The 19444-nt window shown below is 66.6% G+C and carries 23 protein-coding genes; 11 read left to right on the top strand and 12 right to left on the bottom strand.

Annotated features, from left to right (window positions below; genetic code table 11):
* Positions 1-4: 4 nt before the first annotated feature.
* On the bottom strand, positions 5-751 hold the full coding sequence (locus BMZ21_RS04155; RefSeq protein WP_244543685.1) for a substrate-binding domain-containing protein: 747 nt from the start codon (positions 749-751) through the stop codon (positions 5-7).
* A 278-nt stretch (positions 752-1029) separates the two neighbouring features.
* Here BMZ21_RS04155 and rplM point away from each other — a divergent pair, with 278 nt between their 5' ends.
* On the top strand, positions 1030-1491 hold the full coding sequence (rplM, locus tag BMZ21_RS04150) for a 50S ribosomal protein L13 (protein WP_091829987.1): 462 nt from the start codon (positions 1030-1032) through the stop codon (positions 1489-1491).
* A gap of 2 nt (positions 1492-1493) precedes the next feature.
* Positions 1494-1973: a 30S ribosomal protein S9 gene (gene rpsI / locus BMZ21_RS04145; protein ID WP_091829985.1), complete on the top strand. Its 480-nt coding sequence runs from the start codon at positions 1494-1496 to the stop codon at positions 1971-1973.
* Positions 1974-2016: 43 nt separating this feature from the next.
* Here the strand turns inward: rpsI and BMZ21_RS04140 are convergent, their stop codons facing one another.
* A complete protein-coding gene (locus BMZ21_RS04140) occupies positions 2017-2919 on the bottom strand; it encodes a LysR substrate-binding domain-containing protein (protein ID WP_091829983.1) in 903 nt (300 codons plus the stop codon).
* 119 nt (positions 2920-3038) lie between these two features.
* Between BMZ21_RS04140 and BMZ21_RS04135 the strand changes: the two genes are divergently transcribed.
* Positions 3039-4364 carry a serine hydroxymethyltransferase gene (locus tag BMZ21_RS04135; RefSeq protein ID WP_091829981.1) on the top strand — a complete coding sequence of 442 codons (1326 nt, stop codon included), beginning with the start codon at positions 3039-3041 and terminating at the stop codon, positions 4362-4364.
* A gap of 247 nt (positions 4365-4611) precedes the next feature.
* Here the strand turns inward: BMZ21_RS04135 and BMZ21_RS04130 are convergent, their stop codons facing one another.
* Entirely contained in the window at positions 4612-5976 is a 1365-nt protein-coding gene (locus tag BMZ21_RS04130; protein ID WP_091829979.1) for a serine hydrolase domain-containing protein, read from the bottom strand.
* Between the two features lie 166 nt (positions 5977-6142).
* On the opposite strand from BMZ21_RS04130, the gene BMZ21_RS04125 reads away from it, so the two are divergent.
* On the top strand, positions 6143-6355 hold the full coding sequence (locus tag BMZ21_RS04125; protein ID WP_057192263.1) for a DUF3126 family protein: 213 nt from the start codon (positions 6143-6145) through the stop codon (positions 6353-6355).
* Positions 6356-6367: 12 nt separating this feature from the next.
* On the opposite strand, the gene BMZ21_RS04120 is transcribed toward BMZ21_RS04125, so the two are convergent.
* The gene (locus BMZ21_RS04120; RefSeq protein WP_091829977.1) at positions 6368-7090 is read right to left on the bottom strand and encodes a hypothetical protein; all 723 of its coding nucleotides are present in this window, start codon (positions 7088-7090) and stop codon (positions 6368-6370) included.
* A gap of 172 nt (positions 7091-7262) precedes the next feature.
* Here BMZ21_RS04120 and BMZ21_RS04115 point away from each other — a divergent pair, with 172 nt between their 5' ends.
* Complete coding sequence (locus tag BMZ21_RS04115) at positions 7263-7592, top strand: DUF6949 family protein (RefSeq protein ID WP_091829975.1); 330 nt, start codon at positions 7263-7265, stop codon at positions 7590-7592.
* 55 nt (positions 7593-7647) lie between these two features.
* A complete protein-coding gene (locus tag BMZ21_RS04110) occupies positions 7648-8178 on the top strand; it encodes a gamma carbonic anhydrase family protein (protein WP_091829973.1) in 531 nt (176 codons plus the stop codon).
* A gap of 204 nt (positions 8179-8382) precedes the next feature.
* Here the strand turns inward: BMZ21_RS04110 and BMZ21_RS04105 are convergent, their stop codons facing one another.
* The 3 genes from BMZ21_RS04105 to BMZ21_RS04095 form a co-directional block, all read right to left on the bottom strand.
* A complete protein-coding gene (locus BMZ21_RS04105; protein WP_091829971.1) occupies positions 8383-9015 on the bottom strand; it encodes a transglutaminase-like cysteine peptidase in 633 nt (210 codons plus the stop codon).
* Between the two features lie 543 nt (positions 9016-9558).
* On the bottom strand, positions 9559-10173 hold the full coding sequence (locus tag BMZ21_RS04100; protein WP_091829969.1) for a PilZ domain-containing protein: 615 nt from the start codon (positions 10171-10173) through the stop codon (positions 9559-9561).
* Between the two features lie 65 nt (positions 10174-10238).
* Positions 10239-10811 carry a PAS domain-containing protein gene (locus BMZ21_RS04095; RefSeq protein WP_091829967.1) on the bottom strand — a complete coding sequence of 191 codons (573 nt, stop codon included), beginning with the start codon at positions 10809-10811 and terminating at the stop codon, positions 10239-10241.
* 367 nt (positions 10812-11178) lie between these two features.
* Here BMZ21_RS04095 and BMZ21_RS04090 point away from each other — a divergent pair, with 367 nt between their 5' ends.
* Together BMZ21_RS04090 and BMZ21_RS04085 are read left to right on the top strand one after the other, a co-directional pair.
* Positions 11179-11997, top strand: coding sequence for a rhomboid family intramembrane serine protease (locus tag BMZ21_RS04090; protein ID WP_091829965.1), 819 nt, complete (start codon positions 11179-11181; stop codon positions 11995-11997).
* Between the two features lie 187 nt (positions 11998-12184).
* Positions 12185-12616 carry a CBS domain-containing protein gene (locus tag BMZ21_RS04085; RefSeq protein WP_091829964.1) on the top strand — a complete coding sequence of 144 codons (432 nt, stop codon included), beginning with the start codon at positions 12185-12187 and terminating at the stop codon, positions 12614-12616.
* A gap of 138 nt (positions 12617-12754) precedes the next feature.
* Here BMZ21_RS04085 and BMZ21_RS04080 read toward each other — a convergent pair whose 3' ends face one another.
* The 3 genes from BMZ21_RS04080 to folE all read right to left on the bottom strand — a co-directional run bounded on the left by BMZ21_RS04080 (position 12755) and on the right by folE (position 15134).
* Entirely contained in the window at positions 12755-13717 is a 963-nt protein-coding gene (locus tag BMZ21_RS04080) for a patatin-like phospholipase family protein (RefSeq protein WP_244543684.1), read from the bottom strand.
* Between the two features lie 208 nt (positions 13718-13925).
* Positions 13926-14327 (bottom strand): phosphoribosyl-AMP cyclohydrolase, encoded by a 402-nt coding sequence (hisI, locus tag BMZ21_RS04075; RefSeq protein ID WP_091829960.1) that lies wholly within the window; start codon positions 14325-14327, stop codon positions 13926-13928.
* Between the two features lie 165 nt (positions 14328-14492).
* A complete protein-coding gene (folE, locus tag BMZ21_RS04070; RefSeq protein ID WP_091829958.1) occupies positions 14493-15134 on the bottom strand; it encodes a GTP cyclohydrolase I FolE in 642 nt (213 codons plus the stop codon).
* Positions 15135-15292: 158 nt separating this feature from the next.
* Between folE and BMZ21_RS04065 the strand changes: the two genes are divergently transcribed.
* Entirely contained in the window at positions 15293-15742 is a 450-nt protein-coding gene (locus BMZ21_RS04065) for an iron-sulfur cluster assembly scaffold protein (protein WP_091830598.1), read from the top strand.
* 3 nt (positions 15743-15745) lie between these two features.
* On the opposite strand, the gene BMZ21_RS04060 is transcribed toward BMZ21_RS04065, so the two are convergent.
* On the bottom strand, positions 15746-16477 hold the full coding sequence (locus tag BMZ21_RS04060; protein ID WP_167561517.1) for a phosphatase PAP2 family protein: 732 nt from the start codon (positions 16475-16477) through the stop codon (positions 15746-15748).
* A gap of 128 nt (positions 16478-16605) precedes the next feature.
* On the opposite strand from BMZ21_RS04060, the gene yidD reads away from it, so the two are divergent.
* Positions 16606-16938 (top strand): membrane protein insertion efficiency factor YidD, encoded by a 333-nt coding sequence (gene yidD / locus BMZ21_RS04055; protein ID WP_091829954.1) that lies wholly within the window; start codon positions 16606-16608, stop codon positions 16936-16938.
* Here yidD and BMZ21_RS04050 read toward each other — a convergent pair.
* Positions 16920-17162, bottom strand: a complete 243-nt coding sequence (locus BMZ21_RS04050; RefSeq protein WP_091829952.1) for a cysteine rich repeat-containing protein — start codon at positions 17160-17162, stop codon at positions 16920-16922. The two genes, yidD and BMZ21_RS04050, sit on opposite strands and share 19 nt — an antisense overlap.
* Before the next feature lie 247 nt (positions 17163-17409).
* On the opposite strand from BMZ21_RS04050, the gene thrS reads away from it, so the two are divergent.
* Positions 17410-19407, top strand: a complete 1998-nt coding sequence (gene thrS / locus BMZ21_RS04045; protein WP_091829950.1) for a threonine--tRNA ligase — start codon at positions 17410-17412, stop codon at positions 19405-19407.
* Positions 19408-19444: the final 37 nt, after the last annotated feature.

Here is a 19444-nt window from a genome sequence, read left to right as displayed (position 1 = left end):
CCGGCTATTTTGCCGGGATCGGGTCGAGCCCGGTCTTGCGGATCGCCGGTGCCGCTTCCGCCGAGCCGAGGCAGGCGATCAGCTTCTTTGCCGCCTCCGGCTGCTTGGCGCCGGCCGCGAGGCCGGCCGAGAAGACCGTCACGCGCTGGACCTCCTCCGGCAGCGTGCCGACGAAATCGAGCCCTTCGATCGGCAGCAATTCGCTGACCTGCTGGAATCCGAGCTCGGCCTCGCCGCGGGCGACGATCGTGCCGACGCGTTCGGAGAAGATCTTCTTCGCCTTGGCCATCACCTGGCCGCTGGGGTCGAGCTTCGGAAAGAGCTCTTCGGACAGATAGGTGCCGCTGGCGCTTGCCGAATAGGCGATCGACTTCGCTTCCATCAACGTCTTCTTCAGTGCCTCGACCGTTGAGATATCCGGCTTGGGCGCCCCGGCTTTGACCGATAGGCCGATCGCCGAGCGGGCGAGGTCGACGCGGGTTCCAGCCGCGCCCTTGCCGTCCTCGACCAGCTTCTCGAAGGCGTCGGCCGCCAGGATCACCACATCGGCCGGCTCGCCGCGCGCCAGCCGGTTCGGGATCGCGTCGGGGGCGGCTCCCATCGAGGCGCCATAGGCGCTGACGACCTTCTCGCCGAGCTTCACCTCGCAGCCGGCGACGAGGTCCTTGTAGGCAGCGGTGAAGCCGCCGGAACTGAGCACATGGACTTCGGCGGTGGCCGGCTGCGCGAAGGCGAGCGGAAGCGCGAACAAACGCGGCGCCGGCAAGATGACGGATTGCTGGAGCTGGCATGGCGTTCCTCCGGGTTGCGGGAATTCATGCTGGCGCGCCGTAACGGGTTGCGCAAGTTTTCATCCGATTGCGGTATCCAGATACCGTTTCTTCCATTGCACTGAAAACAATGCGTTTTTGGCCAAGGCGCCGTATTATCTTCGCTTGACATTGCTGGGGTAGCCGCCTATCCAGCCCCCACACCGCCGCCGGCCTGCCGGCGGCTTGTCCTTTTTTCAAGCAGCCGAAGGGTGCCGCGATGAAGACCATCTCGCTCAAGCCCGCCGATGTCGAGAAGAAGTGGGTTGTGATCGACGCCTCCGGGCTCGTCGTCGGCCGTCTCGCCTCCCTGGTGGCGATGCGTCTGCGCGGCAAGCACAAGGCCGCCTACACCCCGCATGTCGACTGCGGCGACAACATCATCGTCATCAACGCCGACAAGGTGGTGCTGACCGGTCGCAAGCGCGACCAGAAGATCTATTACCATCACACCGGCTATGCCGGCGGCATCAAGGAGCGCTCCGCCAAGTTCATTCTCGAAGGTCGCTTCCCGGAGCGCATCGTCGAGAAGGCTGTCGAGCGCATGCTGCCGCGCGGCCCGCTCTTCCGCCAGATCCTCGGCAATCTGCGCGTCTACAAGGGCTCTGAGCATCCCCATGCCGCCCAGTCGCCCGAGGCGCTCGACGTCGCGGCGCTCAACCGCAAGAACGCGAGGGTCTGACGATGGCCGAGGTTCTCCAGTCTCTCGAGCAGCTCGGTCAGGTCGCCAAGGGCGTCCAGCCCGAGGCTCCCGTCCACGTCAAGAAGGTCGATGCGCAGGGCCGCGCCTATGCCACCGGCAAGCGCAAGAACGCCATCGCCCGCGTCTGGATCAAGCCGGGTTCCGGCAAGATCACGGTCAACACCCGTGACCAGGAAGTCTACTTCGCCCGTCCGGTGCTGCGCCTGATCCTGCAGCAGCCGCTCATGCTGGTCGATCGCATGACCCAGTACGACGTGATCGTCACGGTCAAGGGCGGCGGCCTCTCCGGCCAGGCCGGCGCGGTCCGCCACGGCATCTCCAAGGCTCTGACCTTCTACGAGCCCGAGCTGCGCGGCCCGCTCAAGAAGGAAGGCTTCCTGACCCGCGACTCGCGCGTGGTCGAGCGCAAGAAGTTCGGCAAGGCCAAGGCCCGCCGCAGCTTCCAGTTCTCGAAGCGCTGATTTCTGTATCGGCCCCTGCCGATATCGATCCGAAGGGCGGCTCTCACGAGCCGCCCTTTTTCGTTGAGCCGCTGGCCTCCAGCCAGGCAACGATTTCGGCCCGCCGCGGATGCGGCTTGCCGGCCGGTGGGAACAGCATGGTAAGCCGGTCACCGCTGGGAAGCTCATCGGTGAAGGGCGCAACCAGCCGCCCGTCGGCGAGATTGGGCGCAATGAGGCTCCCGCGGCCGATGAGGACACCGGCGCCACCGAGCGCCGCGTCGAGCGCCAGCGCATAGAGCGAATAGGATGGGCCGCGGCCGGGATCGATGTCGCCGGCGCCGGCATGACGCAGCCAGCGCGCCCAATCGTCGCGCCAGACAGCGTCGTGCAGCAGAGTCTGGCCGGCGAGATCGGCCGGTGTCCGCAGCTTGTGGGCGAGCGCTGGAGCGCAGACCGGGAACAGGCGGTCCTCGCCAAGCGCGAGCGCGTCGGCCGGCGGCCTGGCGAGATAGAACAGCGCCAGGTCGAAATTGTCGTACCGGCCCGTCGGCGGGTCTTCCATCGCGCTGATCGAGATGGCCAGGCCCGGAAAGGCCTGTTGCAGCGCCGGCAGGCGCGGCGACAGCCAGAGTTGGGCGATGCAGGGCAGGGCGGCGATGGCGAGCGCCCGGCCGGCATGGCTCGCCTTGAGGTCCTGCACCGTCAGCGCGAGCGCATCGAAGGCGGCGCTGAGCCGCGGCCTGGCTTCCTGCGCCGCTTCCGTCAGCGCGACGCCCTGCGGTAGCCGCCGGAACAATGTCAGGCCCAGAAAGGCTTCGAGATGACGCACCTGCTGGGCGATGGCGCCTTGCGTCACCCCGATCTCGTCGGCCGCCCGCGAGAAGCTGCCGAGCCGCGCCGCGGCCTCGAAGGCGCGCAGCGCGTTGAGCGGCGGCAGGTGTGGACGCGGTGGTCTGACGGGCATGGGCGAAACGACGTTGCAGGCCTAGATTTTCTAGGCCTTCCGGCGACGATAACTGGTTTGCATCGGCGCCGGCAAATCGCTGCAATGGCCGCACGAAACAACACTCTGCGGGGACGGCGATGACGGTGAAACTGGCGCGGCGCGATTGGGTACCGGTGGCGAGCGAGGACTATGTGCTGCGGATCGCCGGAGAGGTTGCCGGTGAGGACCGCGGAGCTCGCGAGATGCGGCTCGCCAACCTCGTCGCCGAGAACCGCACCATCCACGAGCGTGACTGCGTCAACCTCAACCCGGCGACCAATGTGATGAACCCGCGGGCCGAGGCGGTGCTGGGGCAGGGGCTCGGCACGCGGCCCTCGCTAGGCTATCCCGGCGACAAATACGAGATGGGCCTCGAGGCGATCGAGCAGATCGAGGTGATGGCGGCCGAGCTTGCAGCGCAGGTCTTCGGCGCATCCTATGCCGAGATCCGCGTACCTTCCGGTGCGATCGCCAATCTCTACGTCTTCATGGCGGCGGCTAAGCCCGGCGATGTCGTGATCGCGCCGCCGCCCGCGATCGGCGGCCATGTCACCCATCACGGCGCCGGCGCCGCCGGGCTCTACGGCGTCGTCACCTATCCCGCACCCATCGATGCCGACGGCTACACGGTCGATGTCGAGAAGCTGCACGCGGATGCGCGGCGGCTTCGGCCCAAGGTGATCAGCATCGGCGGCAGCCTCAACCTGTTTCCACACCCGATCCGCGAGATCCGCGCCATCGCCGACGAGGTCGGCGCGATCGTGCTGTTCGACGCGGCCCATCTCTCCGGCATGATCGCGGGCCATGGCTGGCAGCAGCCGCTGGAAGAGGGCGCTCATGTGATGACGATGAGCACCTATAAGAGCCTGGGCGGGCCGCCCTCCGGCCTGATCGTCACCAACGATGCCGATCTTGCCGAGAGGCTCGACGCCATCGCCTATCCAGGCCTGACCGCCAATTTCGACGCGGCGAAATCGGCGGCGCTGGCGATCACCATGATGGACTGGCAGGAGTTCGGCCGCGACTACGCCGCGATGATGGCGGCGACGGCGAAGGCGCTGGCAGAGGCTCTTGTCGAGCGGCAGGTGCCGGTGTTCGCCCGCGATCGCGGCACGACGACCTCGCACCAGTTCGCGATCGAGGCGGCGTCCTATGGCGGTGGGCAGGCCGCGGCGAAGCGGCTGCGCGCCGTCAACATCCTGAGCTGCGGCATCGGCCTGCCGATCGCGGAGGTCGAAGGCGACGTCAACGGCCTCAGGCTCGGCACGCCCGAGATCGTCCGCTTCGGCATGAAGCCCGAGCACATGCCGGAGCTTGCCGGCTACATCGCCGACGGATTGTCGGGCGCGCGCCCGGACGATGCGATCGCCCGCGACGTCACCGCCTTCCGCCGGCGGTTTGAAAAGCTGCACTATGTGAGGTGAGGCTCATAGCCGGCTGAAGGGCGCGGCAGATTCCGTCTCCCCCACGTGAGAGGCTTAGGGAGAGGGGGCTCGCGCTTCATCGTCATGGTCGGGTTTATCCCGACCATCCACGTCTTCTCGTCTGCAAGGCGGTGGTCAAGACGTGGATGCTCGCCACAAGGGCGAGCATGACGGAAAGCCCTGAGCGACCCCTCATCCGGCCCTTCTGGCCACCTTCTGCCGGAAGCGGAGAAGGGAAGCAGGTGCTTCAACTCCCATACCGCTCCAGCATCTCGGCCTTCAGCGCCTCTTCGCCGATCGCCTGCGCGGCGCCGAGCCAGGCTTCCTCGATCTCGCCTGCAGCATTGCGGACAAGGCGGGCCGGCTCGCCCGGGCTGGCGAAGGCCGAGGCCTTGACGATCCGGCCCTGGTCCTCGCTCTCCAGCACGATCTCGCAGACGTCGAAAAAGGGATTGAACAGCGCAGGATTGGCCATCAGCACCTTGCCGTCGACCGGGACGAGGTCGCCGGCGCCCCAGATCGTCCAGAGGCGCTTGCGCCAACGCTCGGTCGCCGGCGTCGGCGCGCCGTGCTCGGCGAAGGTCCGGAAGATCTGGATCACGCCGTCGAGCCAGGGATGGGCGAGGCCGTCGATGGCGTTGGTCAGGACGGATATGGTGAGACCCTGTTCCGGCAAGGTGGCGGTGCGGGTGATGAAGCCCTGGAAACCGCCGGAATGGCCGACCCAGTCCCAGCCATCGCCGCCGCCGGAGATCGTGCCGAGTCCGTAATGCCGGCCGAGGCTGCTTTCGGCATCGGGCCAGAGCCGGCGCGTCATCTCGCGGCGGCTGAGCCCTGACAGCACGCTGCGCTCGGCCGTCGGCGAGAGCTGGGCGATATAGCGAGCGATGTCGGCCGCGGTCGCGACGAAGCCGGCGGCCGACACCATCGCGTTACCGGGATTGTCGGCCGGGATCACCACGCGCCGGCCGAGCGGCAGCTTGCCGCTGTGGCCCTTCGCCATCGGCCCGTTCCACAGCGTGATGTCCGGCCGGGTCTCCTTCAGTCCCGCGGGTGCAACGATCTCGCGGGCGATCCAGTCGGCGTAAGCCTCTCCCGTCACCGCCTCGATGACGAGGCCGAGCAGGCCGAAGCCGTGATTGGAGTATTTCAGGCGCTGCGAGGCCGGAAAGACCGGCGGCCGGGCGAGATCGGCGAGCAGCTCGTCCTTGCGCAGATAGGGCTTGCGATCGAAGAACTGGCCAGAGTCGACGCCGTCCCGCAGGAGGCCGGCGCTGTTGGAGAGAAGCTGGGTCAGCGTCACCGCCGCGACGTCGGGGTGCAGGTTCTCGACATAGGCACCGGCCTTGTCGTCGAGGCGCAGGCGCCCCTGTTCGACGAGGCGCAGGATGCCCGCGGCGGTGAAGCTCTTGGAGTGCGAGGCGATGCGGAAGCCATGGCGCGGCGTCAGCACCTCGCCGGTCGAGAGGTCGGCGCTGCCGAAGGCGGCTTCCAGCACGATCTCGCCGCCATCCGCGATCGCGACGGCGCAACCGGGCTGGTCATGGAAGCGGCGCTGGAATTCAAGCCAGCTTGCGACATAGTCGAGCGCGGCGGGCAACCAGGGCTTCATCGGGGAATCCATCCTCGGGCGGGGGAAGCGAAGCTTGGCACAGGCAATGATGTCGCGTCAGCGCCGCGAAGCGCAGGAGCCATGCGTTGTTGGCGGAAACGCCTTCGTCCTTGCCCTTAGCGCTCACGCGTGGCATCCGTCCGCGCCACACATAAGGATCGTCATCGTGGACAAGACCGAACTCGCCAAGCTCGAAGCCTATCTCCGTCGCACCTTCGCCAACCACAATATCAGCGTGCGCGCGCGGCTGAAGAAGACCGATTCGGCCGAGGTCTACCTGGCCGACGAGTTCATCGGCATCATCCATGTCGACGACGAGGACGGCGACCGCTCGTTCAACTTCACCATGGCGATCCTCGACGTCGATCTCGAGGATTGAGGGTTCAGGCGCTCAGCGCATCAGCCCGTCGATCGTGCGGCGCACGCCGCCGAGCATGATCTGCCAGTCGGCCACGATCGCGCGCGGGAAGCGGATGTTCACATCGACGCCGCGATGGCGGAAGGTCACGCGGCAAGGCTCGTCGAGGCCGCTCTGGGCGGTCTCGACCGGGCAACGCGCCGCAAAGCCGCGCGCATCCGGCACAGAGACATAGAGCTCGTCGCCCTCGTAGGGCGAGCCCTTGCGGAAGCCGCGCACGACCAGCCCGCCCGGATTGGACCAGACCGTCGGCGTCAGGAAGCGGGCATAGGTCGAGAGCTGCGTCGCCGGCTCGTTGACCTTGTCCGGCGGGCTCAATGTCACCAGCAGGCGGTGCCTGGTGTCGGGCATCACCGGCCCGAGGCTTGGCCAGTCCAGTCGCAGGCGCGCCATGCCGACGAGGCGTCCATCCTCGCCATCGGCGCCGGTCAGGTTCTCCGGGATCGCCAGCACGACCTCGCCGACCCGCGACGCCTGCAACTCGGTGCCGGCGTCGGGATCGGGGCGGGTGGCAAACAGGGCAAGCCCGGTGCCGGCCAGGCCGAGCACGACGATCGCGCCAGCAAGCCGCAGCAGAGCCCGGTCGCCGCGCGGTTGGGCCGGCGCGGGGCGGCGCCTGAGATGATTGCGGATCAGCGCTGCGACATCGGTGGCGTTGGCGAGCGGCTGGGTCTGGTCGGGCGCGTAGAGGCTCATCGGATCCGTCTCCGGGGCCGACGCGCGGCCCTGTCTGGAAACTGAAACAGAGCGGCCTTAACACCCCGTAAACCATGTCGGAGTCGGCGTGGTTAACCAAAGGTTAAAGCTTCGCTTTCGCAGCGATCGTCCTTGCGTCATGGTTCGCCGGCATCCGCTGGAAGCCACGTCTGTGACGCTTGAACCCTCTGCCGTCGAAGCCTTGAAATCACTGGTTCTTGGCTTCGCCTTCGCCGGCCTGCTGGCCAGTGCCTTCGAATTGTTCACGCACAAGCGCGCCGGCTTCGAACTGCTGCAGGGCGGCGGTGTCCGTGCCGTGGCGAGCGTGCCGGTCGTCGTCTTCAGCGCGCCCTTCCTGATCCTGCGCAACACCGTGCGCGGACGGAAGATCGAGGGACGGCCCTTCTTCTTCGTGATGGCGGCGAGCATGATCGCCTCGCTCTGGAGCCTGATCAGCGGCCGGGTCGTGCTCGACCTGCTGATGATGATCGGCGCTGCTTGACGGCCAGGGTGCTCGCCCTGCAATCCTCGGGCTGAAAAGCCCTGGAGGATACGCCATGCCGCTCTATTCGCTCGACGGAACCGCGCCCGAGACGCCGCCGGAAGGGCAGTGGTGGCTGGCGCCAGACGCCCATGTCATCGGCCGTGTCCGGCTCGCCCGCGATGTCGGGATCTGGTTCGGCGCCGTGCTGCGCGGCGACAATGAGTGGATCGAGATCGGCGAAGCCTCCAATATCCAGGAAGGCTGCGTGCTCCATACCGACATGGGCGCGCCGCTCAGGATCGGTGCCGGCTGCACCATCGGCCACCGCGCCATCCTGCACGGCTGCATCATCGGCGAGAACAGCCTGATCGGCATGGGTGCCACCGTGCTCAACCATGTGAAGATCGGCCGCAACTGTCTGGTCGGCGCCAACGCGCTGGTGACCGAGGGCAAGGAATTCGCGGACAATTCGCTGATCGTCGGCTCGCCGGCGCGCGCGGTCCGCACCCTCGACGAAGCCGCAGCTGCGGGGCTGCGCGCCTCCGCCGCCGGCTATTCCGAGCGCTGGAAGCAGTTCGCCAAAGGCATGAAGCGGATCGATTGACCGTCCGTTCTGCGCCGCGGTTCCGCTAACCTCGAAAAAGAAGCGGGCCGGCTCCCGGGGAAGGAGCCGGCCCTGGACGATGCCCGGTCGGGGACGGGTGGGTGGGGACGTGACCGGACTCGTCGTCTGGTGGCGAAGCCCGTCTCGACTTCGCCGATCTGGTATTCGCGCCGGGTTTCGTCCCCGCCCGACGCGTTGCCTGGTTCAGCGCAGCGACGCAACCGTCGAGGTCGAGAGGCCGCCGAGCGAGGCCCAGCCGGTACGGGCCTGGGATTCGCGCTTGACGTAGGTGTAGCCGGTCTGGCTCCACGGCAGGATCGCGTTGCGCTTGTTGTCGAGGATGAAGTCGCCGCGATCGGTGCGGATCATTAGCACGGCATGGCCGGCATTCTCCTCGTCGATCACGACGGTGACGCGCATGGCACGGCGCGGCAGGCCGGCCTCGGCGAGGCGCTGGCGCTTCAGGAGGACGTAATCCTCGCAATCGCCCTTGCCGTCGGTCGGGATGTCCCAGCGGTCGACCACGCCCCAATGTTCCTGATCGGTGATAGCCTCGATATCGCGGTTGGCCTTGACGTTGGCGGCGACGATCAGCTTCCAGGTCTTGGCCGTCAGCTCGATCTGCTCGGCTTCGCGGGTATCGACTGCGCATTCGCTCGGCATGCGCTTGCAGAAGTCGACCCAGGCATATGGCGCCCGTGCGTCGCCGCCGGCGACGATTGGCGCGCTGGCGACCGGCAGGCCGCCATTCTGCTGCGCCTCAGCGCCGGTCACGCCGGCGAGGGCGATGATGGTAGCAGCGGCCAGGCCGCGAAATCCCCGAGAACCCGAAAACATGACGTCCCCTTTCCTGTCCCGGGGCCGACAATGCTCTTGGGCTGTAGAGATCGCTTGAAATGAAAGCGCACAATTTTACTGAAATCGAGCCTATTGAAGATCAAAGTACTTACAGAAAATCATGTATAAAACCGGAAGTGAGAATTCACAGCGCATATGTCGGAGAATATTAACTATGGGGTTTCTTAACCATCCAGTCTGTTAACCCTGCAGGCAAGCCCGGTAACACATGATCAAGGATTGCCGCGCCCGGCCGCGAAGAGAGGCCAGGCCGGCCTCTTTCCCGGCTTGAGCGCGGGCAGGTGCGAGAGATTCCATCTGCGCCAGGGAGAGGCGGCTGGCGTCGCGCCTTCTGCAGCGAGGCGGACCTTCATCCGCACCGTTCTCCCACATGCGAGGAGGCGATTCGCGGATACTTCTTCTATCGTGAATCTGTCGAGCAGCGAGCCATGGCGAGCCGCTGCGCGGCCCGCGTGAACGCGAGAGGCGCTGCCTGGATTGTCTTAAAGGTTCGGCTGAAAGGAAAGAAGCGCTGGTCCGCGCTCAGAGCTCGAGATTCTCGTCGAGCACGTCGGCCGAGAGGGGCATGCGGAACTGGGCGGCGTAGCCGCCGTCGAAGCGGCGCACGATCATCCCCGCGGTGCTGCCGAGCCGGATCGCCGTGCCCATCTCGAACTGGTGGTCGCTGGCGAAGGCCGCGCCCGAGAGCGAGATGTCGATCAGCCGGACCGCATGCTCGCTACCGTCTTCCTGGGTGATGATGCAGCGCGGGTTGCGCGGGATGATGCGCTCGTGGCGCCGATCCTCGGGCAGGCCGAGTTCGTCGCGATTGGCGAGCCAGGTCAGCTGTGCGGTGAACTTCTCGCGCTTGCGGCTTGTCGCGGTGATGGTCATCGCGAAGCCGGCGGGGGTGGTGCGTACTGCCGTGCCCTCGATTCGCCCGAGATGCTCCAGATAGACGATGACGCGGTCACCGATCATCGGCTTGGCCGGCGCGACCATGTGCAGGCCGCCCGGCGAGATGTCGGTGGTCTGGCAGGGATATTCCATGCGGTTGGGCAGCATGTAGCGTCCAAGCAGGACGACTTTCATGCGCTGATGGCGCCGGCGCTCGACCGGGACCGAGCCCGTCTTTGGATTTTGGGGCGCCGTGAGCATTGCAAACTCTGTTTCTACCAGAGCGATGCTACCGGCTCGCGGGTTAAGAGCACGTTAGAGCGTTCTCACACACGTCCACCGGGCAGGAGCATCAGCTTCGGCCGCTTGTCCTGGGCCGCGGCTTCGGTCGGGCGCTGCGTGCGCGCATCGGGCCAGATCATCCTGAGGGAGATCATCCGCATCGATTCGAGTGTGTCGAGGCCGAGCCATTCCGGCGACAACGCCGGTGAGAACGCGCCGAGGATGCGGGCATGGGTCCGCCCGCGATAGCGCAGGGGCAGCAGCAGCAGCTCGAGATGGACGCTCGCGCCGCTCTGCGTCTGGGCCGAAAGCCCGGCGACGGCGCCCGCAGTCTCGTCCATCACGGTCTGGACCAGGCGGCGCATGTCGCCTTGAGCCTCGACATCGGGCCAGAGCGCCGTGAAGGCTCGCCCGCGCAGTTCGCGCCCGAACAAGGCGCAGAGCCGCGTTCCGGCCAGGCGGAAGACCGGCCCGATCGGCTCGTTCTCCAGCACGAAGGTGTCTGCCAGCGCATGGCGCAGCGCGCCCGGCTCGATCTCGCCCCGTTCGGGGGCGCTCCGTTCGCCGCGCAGCATGTCCCAGTAGTCGAAAACCAGGCGGGTGCTCGGATTCTTCATGTCGTGTCCAGTCCGGTCTGCGCTGTCCCTGATCGTGCGAATGCGTGTCAAATCGGATCGCTTTCGTTCGAGCTGGGGACGGTCGGGCCCTTGCGAATCGGCAGGACGCAGCCCGCATGCCGTCTTGCCACGCGACCCGGACAGGGGGAGGCGGCAGGGGTCGTTAAGGTTAAGCAACGGTTAAGCTTGTGGAAGATCCCTAAAATGCCGCATAAATCCCCTGTCGAATTCGAGCCCGCACGATGCGTCCGGGCTCACTGGAAAAGGCGGGGGCGCGGGGGCGTGACCGGCCGGGGAGGAGAGGGGAGAGCGCGCGCTCTCCCCTTTTCTGTTGCCTGCCGAGGGCCCATGCTCCAGTGAGGGCGCGATGTCGGCGAACCCAGACGATCCATATGGCTCGCCAGCGCGCGAGCCGGTCTTCAACCTGCCCGGCGTCGTCGTCTGGCTGATCGCGGCCCTGGCGCTGATCCAGGGGGCGCGCGAGCTGCTCAGCGAGCGCGACGATTTCCTGCTCGTCTCGTGGCTCTCCTTCGTGCCGGCGCGCTTGACGCTCTGGTTCGCGCCGGAGCGCCTGGAGGAGATCGCCCGCTCGCTCGGCACCTCCGGTACGCCCGATTTCGTCCAGCGCCTGCAATTGGTCCGCCTGCTGCTGGCCGATGGCGGCGGCCAGCTCTGGACGCTGCTCAGCTATGGGCTGCTGCACGGTTCATGGCTGCATCTGGTCTCGAACGTCGTCTGGCTGGCCGCCTTCGGCAGTCCGGTCGCACGCCGGCTCGGGGCCGGGCGTTTCCTGTTGCTGATGGCCGTGTCCACGATCGCCGGCGCCCTGCTGCACTGGTGGTCGCGCGAACTCGACGTCCTGCCGCTGGTCGGCGCTTCGGCCGGTGTCTCGGGCGCGACGGCGGCGGCGATCCGCTTCGTGTTCTCCCCGGGCGTGCATTTCGGCGGGCTTGGCCACGACGAGGTGGTGCGTGCGATTCCGGCCGAGCCGCTGGGCGGCCTCTGGCGCAATTCGCGGGCCATGCTGTTCGTGGTGATCTGGTTCGTCACCAACATCCTGTTCGGTGCCGGGCTGGTGCCGATTCTCGGCGAGGAAACCAGCATCGCCTGGGAGGCGCATATCGGCGGCTTCCTCGCCGGGCTTCTGCTGTTCCCGCTGCTCGATCGCGGGCCGGTGCGGCGCTGATTGCAACCGGAGCGGGCAGTTTTCCTGCCGGGAACGCCTTGCCGTCGCCTCAGACTTCGCTCACAGTCGAACGAGTCCAAGCTGGCGTCGTATCGCGGACGCAACGATCCGCGTTCCGGCGCTGCTGCCGTCGAACCCATCAAATGAGCGCCGGTCAACGGTGCCGCTATCGCTGGAGGAGGAGTCGATGAACGTCGTTCATATTCTCGGCAACAAGGGCGCAGAGGTGATCTCGGTGCAGCCCCACCGGACGCTTGGCGAGGCAGCGCGGACCCTGGCGGAGAAGCGGATCGGCGCGGTGGTCGTGACCGGCGCCGATGGCAGCCTGCTCGGCATCCTGTCGGAGCGCGACATCATCAAGGCCTTGGGCACCGATGGCGCCGCGGCGCTGGAGACGCCGGTGTCGCGCGCCATGACCGCCAAGGTCGTGACCTGCCGGCCTGATACCAGCGTCGACGATCTGATGGAGATCATGACGTCAGGCCGCTTCCGGCATGTGCCGGTGGTCGACAACGGTCGGGTCGCCGGCATCGTCTCGATCGGCGACGTGGTCAAGCATCGGGTCGCCGAGATCGAGGCCGAGAGCCGGGCGATGCGCGACTATATCGCGATGGCGTGAGGCTTCACCCCCGTCATGCTCGCCCTTGTGGCGAGCATCCACGCCTTGAATTCCGCCTTGGATCACTAAGGCGAAGACGTGGATGGTCGGGACAAGCCCGACCATGACGGAAACGGGCGTTAAATCGGCCCTTCGCGTCTAGTTCAGCGGCAGGTGATTGGCCGCGACGATCGCGGCGATCTCGTCCAGCGCGCGTTCCGCCGCCTGCCGGCCGAGCGCGATCGCTTCGTCGGCGCGGTGGAAGTCGAACAGGCCGACGCGGCCGAGCTTGGGGCCGATCATCACATCCGGTGGATCGCCTGCGAGACGCGAGCGCGAGATTCGGTCCTGGGTGATGTTGAAGGCGTCGATCATCACGCCGGCGAGGCCCGGCTGCTGCTCGTGATTGGCCTTGCCGACGATGCCGCGCATGCGCTCGCGCACGCCGCCGAACCAGCCGGTCGCCGGGCGCTGCTCGACCACGGGCTCCGGGTCCGGATCGGCGCCGTAGGACTGGATCACCGTGCCGCGGCCGGTCATGTCGCTGTTCAGGTTGACGCAGAGCACGACGTCGGCACCGAGCGCGCGCGCCACCGTGACCGGCACCGGATTGACCAGCGCGCCATCCATCAGCCAGCGGCCGCCAAGCTTCACCGGGTCGAATACGCCGGGCAGCGCGTAGGAGGCGCGCAGCGCGTCGACCAGCGAGCCGCGGGTCAGCCAGATCTCATGGCCGGTGCCGAGTTCGGTTGCGACGGCGGCGTAAGTCTGCCTGAGATCGCTGATCTGCAGGCCGGCGAGATCTCGTTCCAGCAGGCGCTTCAGCCGGCCGCCGGCGATCAGCCCGGCGCCGCCGAGATGGAAATCCATCAACCCGACGACGCGGCGCTTGGTCAGGCCAAGTGCAAATTCGCGCAATTGCTCGAGCTTGTCGGCGGCGTAGCAGCCGCCGACGACCGCGCCGATCGAGGTGCCGGCGATCACTTCGGGCGCGTAGCCCGCCTCGGTGAGAACATCGAGGACGCCGATATGCGCCCAGCCGCGCGCAGCGCCGCCGCCGAGGGCAAGGCCGATCCGCGGCCGGCTGAGGCGCGCGGCGGGTCGGGAAACGAGATCGTTCATCGCAGCTCCGCCGCCGCCCAATCCAAAGGCCCGTCTGGCGATGTTCTCCAGTCTCATCGGCGCGATCCCTCCGCGGGAGGACTTCAGGATCGCGCCAGCCGATGAGCGAAAGATGAACGGCGCCGGGACCCTAGGCGGCTATCAGTCGCTTTTGAAGGAAACATGAAAGCTTGGTGAAAGGATTGCCAACGAAGCAGGCAGTCCGGGTTCAGATGGTCAGTGGTCCGTCGGCCGCGGTGCCGACCGGCTTAACCCGATAGAAGCAGCTGTGGCGACCGGTGTGGCAGCAGCCGCCGTCGCCGCCGACATTGACCTTGATCCAGATCGCGTCCTGATCGCAGTCGATCCGCATTTCGACGATGCTCTGCAACTGCCCGGAGGTCTCGCCCTTGCGCCAGAGCGCCTGACGCGAGCGCGACCAGTACCAGGCTTCGCCCGTTTCGATGCTGAGGCGCAGCGATTCGGCGTTCATATGCGCGACCATCAGCACCTCGCCGGTCACAGCGTCGGTGGTAACGCAGGTGACGAGGCCGTCGCGGTCGAACTTGGGAGCAAGGACCGTGCCCTCTTCGATCTCGGCTTTGGCTGAAAGGGTGGGGAAGGCAGTCATGTTGGAATCCTGACGGTGACGTCTCGCATATACGGCAGGTAACGTGAGCCGTCATTGTCGGGCGGCGTGAAGCGCCGGCCCGGGAATCTCAAGGCCAGAAGATACTGGTTTCCGAGATGCGCGAGGCAAGCCCGAGCATGACGCGTCGGAGCGCAGGTCGTGGGCTCACAGCCCCGGCGACTTCACCATGGTAAAGAAGCGCACCTGCTCGGCCGGATCGCGGAAGCGGCCGGTGTACTGCGTCGTCATCGTCGACGAGCCCTGCTTCTGTACGCCGCGCATCGACATGCACATGTGCTCGGCCTCGACGAGGACGGCGACGCCGCCTGGTTTGAGCGTCCGCTCGATCGCCTGGGCGATCTGCGCCGTCATCGTCTCCTGCGTCTGCAGGCGGCGTGCATAGACCTCGACGACGCGGGCCAGTTTCGACAGGCCGACCACGCCGCCGTTCGGATAGTAGCCGATATGGACCTTACCGACGAAGGGCACCATGTGGTGCTCGCAATGCGAGTAGAACGGGATGTCGCGGACGAGGACCATGTCCCTGTAGCCGTCGACCTCCTCGAAAACCCGTTCGAGAATCTCCTCGGGGTCCTCGTCGTAGCCCTTGTAGAGTTCGCGATAGGCCTTGGCGACGCGGCCGGGTGTCTCGAGCAGGCCTTCGCGCGAAGGATCGTCGCCGGCCCAGAGAATCAGGGTGCGCACCGCTTCCTCGGCTTCTTCCCGCGTCGGCTTTCTGACGAGAAAGGTGTCTGCGGCCGGGCGCAGGGCCTGGTCCGCGGATAAGGACTTAACCACGGCGTCCATGTGGTGCCTTCCGTTCTGTTGTCTCGCCCTCCTACGTGCGGAAGGCGGGGATGGATCAATTCGTCGACTGCTGCGGCGAGACGGCCCTCCCCATCTGGGAGGGTCCTTTCTATATTGGGGTGGAAGGCGGGTCGATCCACCCCCGCATGGGCTCGCACATGCTGAACGATGTCTACAACAAGCGAATCCTGGAATTGGCAGGAAACATCCCGCTGCTCGAGCGCCTGCCGGTGCCCGATGCGACGGCGACCGCCCATTCGCGCCTCTGCGGCTCGACGGTCACGATCGACCTGACGATGGACGAGGATGTCGTCACCGGCTTCGGCCACGATGTCCGCGCCTGCGCTCTCGGCCAGGCTTCGTCCTCGATCATGGCGCGCCATGTCGTCGGCTCGACTGCCGCCGAATTGCGCGAGGTCCGCGAGCAGGCCCGCGCGATCCTGAAGGACGGCGCTGAACCACCCAGCGGTAAATGGGCGGACCTGTCCGTGCTCGTGCCGGTGCGCGACTTCAAGGCGCGCCACGCCTCGACCATGCTGACCTTCGACGCGGTGGTCGACGCGATCGGCCAGATCGAGGCGAAGCGGCGCGAGACTGTGGCAGGCTGAAGGTTATTTCAGCCCGAACGCCTGGCGGATTTCCGGTTTCGTCTCGTCATAGCGGACCTTGAAAGCCTTCTCGGCCAACAGTGCCTTGGCGACGACGCGGCCGATCTTGTCGCCGGCTTCCAGGTCGGTGGGGTAGTGGAAGCCGCAGATGAGACGGCTTTCGTCATAGCTTTTCACCCGCTCCTCGAACTTGTCGGCGAGTTCGGGGACGGCGTCCGAGAGCAGCGTGGCATAGAGCGCTGCGGTCGCGGCATGGGCCGAGGGGAAGGAGGTTCCTTCCGGCCGTCCGCCGGGGCAGGGCTTGACCCTGACCTTGTTCCACATCTGGAACGGCCGGATGCGGCTGGTCAGGCGGTTGACGCTCTTCAGCAGGATGGCGAGCTCGACCTGCGCCTCGCGCATCAAGAGCCGTGTCTCGCGATGGGTGCCGTCGATATAGTTGTGGTCCATGCCTTTCAGGAAGGCATTGAACGTCTGGTACTGGTCGGCGATCGCCTGCTTCTCGCGCTCCGGTGTGCGGGCGGAGGAGAGGGCGAGCACCTTCTCGAACTCGGCGCGATGCTCCGGCGAGTTCTGTGCCGGAGGCAGGCCCATCACCTTGGCGACGTCGATTTTGGCGGCGTCGAGCCAGATCAGATAGGCTCGCTGCTGTGCCGCCGCGGGCGTAGTCAGGGCGAGCGCGAGCAGCGGCCCGCAGAGGGCGGTGGCGGAGGCAAGGAAGCGTGCGCGCATCATGACCAGAATCTGGGAAGGCGGGATCGAAGAGGGGCGATATAAGTTTGGCTGGAGGGAGCCGGCAGCGTTTGCCTGAGTCATACTTGCCTAAACATGCTGAAAAAAGCCTTTCATGGCGACAGGCGTTTTTGCGCCTGCCGCGCCGAGGCGCCCATCTGCTGATCCGCGGCTACCAACTCAGCTTCTCACTGCTGATCGGCCGGCAGTGCCGGCACTGGCCGTCCTGCTCGGAATATACCGACGAGGCGATCCAGCGGCACGGGCTCTGGGCCGGCGGCTGGGTCGGCTTCGCCCGCATCTGCCGCTGCACGCCGCTCGGCACCTCGGGGATCGACATCGTCTGCGAGGAGCTGCCGCCGGAGGGAGCCTGGTACAAGCCCTGGGCCTATGGCCGCTGGCGCGGGGTCAACGCGCCGCCGGTGGCAGCGGCGGACGAAGGTGATCAGTTCGAGCGACGCTGAGACCTGGCGATCTGCAGCGTCGCCACGCAATCGGCGGAGAAGGCCGCCTGTTTCTCCTTGAAGCAGGCGGCGAGGCGGCCGCCGCCGGGCTGGATGCCTGGACAATGCTTCTGGAAATCGGCAGCGCAGGCGTTGCGGATCGCCGTACGACCGGGTGTCTGCGCCAGGGCCGCCGCGGGTATGAGCGCAACGAGGGCGATAGTCAGAACGAGGTGGCGAGGCATGGCTGTCGGCTCCGATTGGGCGAGGCCGCGATGCTGGGTGAGCCTGGCTTGCTGCGACCTGACCGGAACATGACGAAACCGACAGCTTCCGAGGGAAGAGCCATTCGCCGATTGCCTGCACCTTCCCGCTCGTATAGGCCTCCCCGGCGCGCGTGCCGAACCGGCTGCAGGCCGCGTCGCCCCGCTCATTCATGCAGCCGGCCTTGGCTTACGGGGCTTGTATCCCCGAGTGAGCAGGAGCCGATCGATGACGATCTCCCTGACATTTCCCGATGGCGCGCAGCGCGAATTCCCGTCCGGCATCACCGGCAGGGAACTCGCCGGCGGCATTTCGCCCTCTCTCCTGAAGCGCACGGTCGCGATGGCGCTCGACGGCGTGGTCGTCGACCTCGCCGATCCGATCACCGCCGACGCGAAGATCGAGTTCCTCAACCGCGAGGATCCGCGCGCGCTGGAATTGATCCGGCACGACTGCGCCCATGTCCTCGCCGAAGCTGTGCAGGAGCTCTATCCCGGCACGCAGGTGACGATCGGCCCGGTGATCGAGAACGGCTTCTTCTATGATTTCTTCCGCAACGAGCCGTTCTCGCCGGAGGATTTCGCGCCGATCGAGAAGAAGATGCGCGAGATCATCGCGCGCGACAAACCCTTCACCAAGGAGATCTGGAGCCGCGACAAGGCCAAGGCCTTCTTCCGCGACAAGGGCGAGGCCTTCAAGGTCGAGCTGGTCGATGCGATTCCGGAAGACCAGACGCTGAAGATGTATGCGCAGGGCGATTGGATCGACCTCTGCCGCGGCCCGCACATGACCTCGGTCGGCAAGGTCGGCAACGCCTTCAAGCTGATGAAGGTGGCCGGCGCCTATTGGCGCGGCGATAGCAAGAACCCGATGCTGACGCGCATCTACGGCACCGCCTTCGCCCGGCAGGAGGAGCTCGACGCCCATCTCAAGCAGATCGAGGAGGCCGAGAAGCGCGACCATCGCCGGATCGGCCGCGAGATGGACCTGTTCCATTTCCAGGAGGAGGGGCCGGGTGTCGTCTTCTGGCACTCTAAGGGCTGGCGGCTGTTCCAGGAGGTGCTGACCTATATGCGCCGGCGGCTCGCCGCCGACTACGAGGAGGTCAACGCCCCGCAGGTGCTCGACAAGTCGCTCTGGGAGACCTCGGGCCATTGGGGCTGGTACCAGGACAACATGTTCGCGGTGAAGTCGGCTTCGGCCTTCGAGAACCCGAACGATCCGACGCGCGACCAGAAGGTCTTCGCGCTTAAGCCGATGAACTGCCCGGGCCATGTCCAGATCTTCAAGCACGGCCTCAAGAGCTATCGCGACCTGCCGATCCGGCTGGCCGAGTTCGGCAATGTCCACCGCTACGAGCCGTCCGGCGCGCTGCATGGGCTGATGCGCGTGCGCGGCTTCACGCAGGACGACGCGCACATCTTCTGCACCGAGGAGCAGCTCGCCGCCGAGTGCCTGGCGATCAATGATCTGATCCTGTCGGTCTACGAGGATTTCGGCTTTACCGACGATCTCGTCATCAAGCTCTCGACGCGCCCCGAGAAACGGGTCGGCTCCGATGCGGTCTGGGACCATGCCGAAGACGTCATGACCAGGGTGCTGGAGAGGATCGCGAAGCAGTCCGGCAACCGGATCACGACGGAGATCAACCCGGGTGAGGGTGCCTTCTACGGGCCGAAGTTCGAGTATGTCCTGCGCGACGCCATCGGCCGCGACTGGCAATGCGGCACGACGCAGGTCGACTTCAATCTGCCGGAGCGCTTCGGCGCCTTCTATATCGGCTCGGACGGCGAGAAGAAGCAGCCGGTCATGGTCCATCGCGCCATCTGCGGCTCGCTGGAGCGCTTCGTCGGCATCCTGATCGAGCACCATGCCGGGCATTTCCCGCTCTGGCTGGCGCCCGAGCAGATCGTGGTCGCACCGATCACCTCGGAGGCGGACGCCTATGGCGAGGAGGTCACCATGGCGCTGCTCTCGGCCGGCCTGCGCGCCCGCGCCGACCTGCGCAACGAGAAGATCAGCTACAAGGTGCGCGAGCACTCGCTGGCCAAGGTCCCGGTCATCCTCGCCGTCGGCAAGCGCGAGGCCGAGGAGAAGACCGTGACCGTGCGCCGCCTCGGCAGCCAGGCCCAGACGGTGATGAGCCTCGACGCCGTGGTCGCGGCGCTGGTCGAGGAGGCGACGCCGCCCGATCTTGCGCGGAAGCGCAAGGTCAAGGCGGCCTAAGACAGGCTATCTCGCCAAAACCCGTCAGCCCGTGCCA

It is taken from the genome of Allobosea lupini (genome assembly GCF_900109525.1).
GTDB classification, from domain to species: Bacteria; Pseudomonadota; Alphaproteobacteria; order Rhizobiales; family Beijerinckiaceae; genus Allobosea; species Allobosea lupini.
Note: the sequence above shows the minus strand (reverse complement) of the source record. Positions and strands in the feature narration are given on the sequence as shown.

Excerpts from the sequence above, each read along its gene's own strand:
- rplM (WP_091829987.1), top strand. The coding sequence starts at position 1,030 with ATGAAGACCATCTCGCTCAAGCCCGCCGATGTCGAGAAGAAGTGGGTT.
- BMZ21_RS04090 (WP_091829965.1), top strand. The coding sequence starts at position 11,179 with ATGTCGGCGAACCCAGACGATCCATATGGCTCGCCAGCGCGCGAGCCG.
- BMZ21_RS04130 (WP_091829979.1), bottom strand. The coding sequence starts at position 5,976 with ATGAAGCCCTGGTTGCCCGCCGCGCTCGACTATGTCGCAAGCTGGCTT.
- BMZ21_RS04060 (WP_167561517.1), bottom strand. The coding sequence starts at position 16,477 with ATGATGCGCGCACGCTTCCTTGCCTCCGCCACCGCCCTCTGCGGGCCG.
- BMZ21_RS04140 (WP_091829983.1), bottom strand. The coding sequence starts at position 2,919 with ATGCCCGTCAGACCACCGCGTCCACACCTGCCGCCGCTCAACGCGCTG.
- BMZ21_RS04135 (WP_091829981.1), top strand. The coding sequence starts at position 3,039 with ATGACGGTGAAACTGGCGCGGCGCGATTGGGTACCGGTGGCGAGCGAG.
- BMZ21_RS04105 (WP_091829971.1), bottom strand. The coding sequence starts at position 9,015 with ATGTTTTCGGGTTCTCGGGGATTTCGCGGCCTGGCCGCTGCTACCATC.
- BMZ21_RS04085 (WP_091829964.1), top strand. The coding sequence starts at position 12,185 with ATGAACGTCGTTCATATTCTCGGCAACAAGGGCGCAGAGGTGATCTCG.
- BMZ21_RS04050 (WP_091829952.1), bottom strand. The coding sequence starts at position 17,162 with ATGCCTCGCCACCTCGTTCTGACTATCGCCCTCGTTGCGCTCATACCC.
- BMZ21_RS04120 (WP_091829977.1), bottom strand. The coding sequence starts at position 7,090 with ATGAGCCTCTACGCGCCCGACCAGACCCAGCCGCTCGCCAACGCCACC.
- BMZ21_RS04095 (WP_091829967.1), bottom strand. The coding sequence starts at position 10,811 with ATGAAGAATCCGAGCACCCGCCTGGTTTTCGACTACTGGGACATGCTG.
- thrS (WP_091829950.1), top strand. The coding sequence starts at position 17,410 with ATGACGATCTCCCTGACATTTCCCGATGGCGCGCAGCGCGAATTCCCG.
- BMZ21_RS04110 (WP_091829973.1), top strand. The coding sequence starts at position 7,648 with ATGCCGCTCTATTCGCTCGACGGAACCGCGCCCGAGACGCCGCCGGAA.
- BMZ21_RS04065 (WP_091830598.1), top strand. The coding sequence starts at position 15,293 with ATGCTGAACGATGTCTACAACAAGCGAATCCTGGAATTGGCAGGAAAC.
- hisI (WP_091829960.1), bottom strand. The coding sequence starts at position 14,327 with ATGACTGCCTTCCCCACCCTTTCAGCCAAAGCCGAGATCGAAGAGGGC.
- BMZ21_RS04080 (WP_244543684.1), bottom strand. The coding sequence starts at position 13,717 with ATGAACGATCTCGTTTCCCGACCCGCCGCGCGCCTCAGCCGGCCGCGG.
- rpsI (WP_091829985.1), top strand. The coding sequence starts at position 1,494 with ATGGCCGAGGTTCTCCAGTCTCTCGAGCAGCTCGGTCAGGTCGCCAAG.
- folE (WP_091829958.1), bottom strand. The coding sequence starts at position 15,134 with ATGGACGCCGTGGTTAAGTCCTTATCCGCGGACCAGGCCCTGCGCCCG.
- BMZ21_RS04100 (WP_091829969.1), bottom strand. The coding sequence starts at position 10,173 with ATGCTCACGGCGCCCCAAAATCCAAAGACGGGCTCGGTCCCGGTCGAG.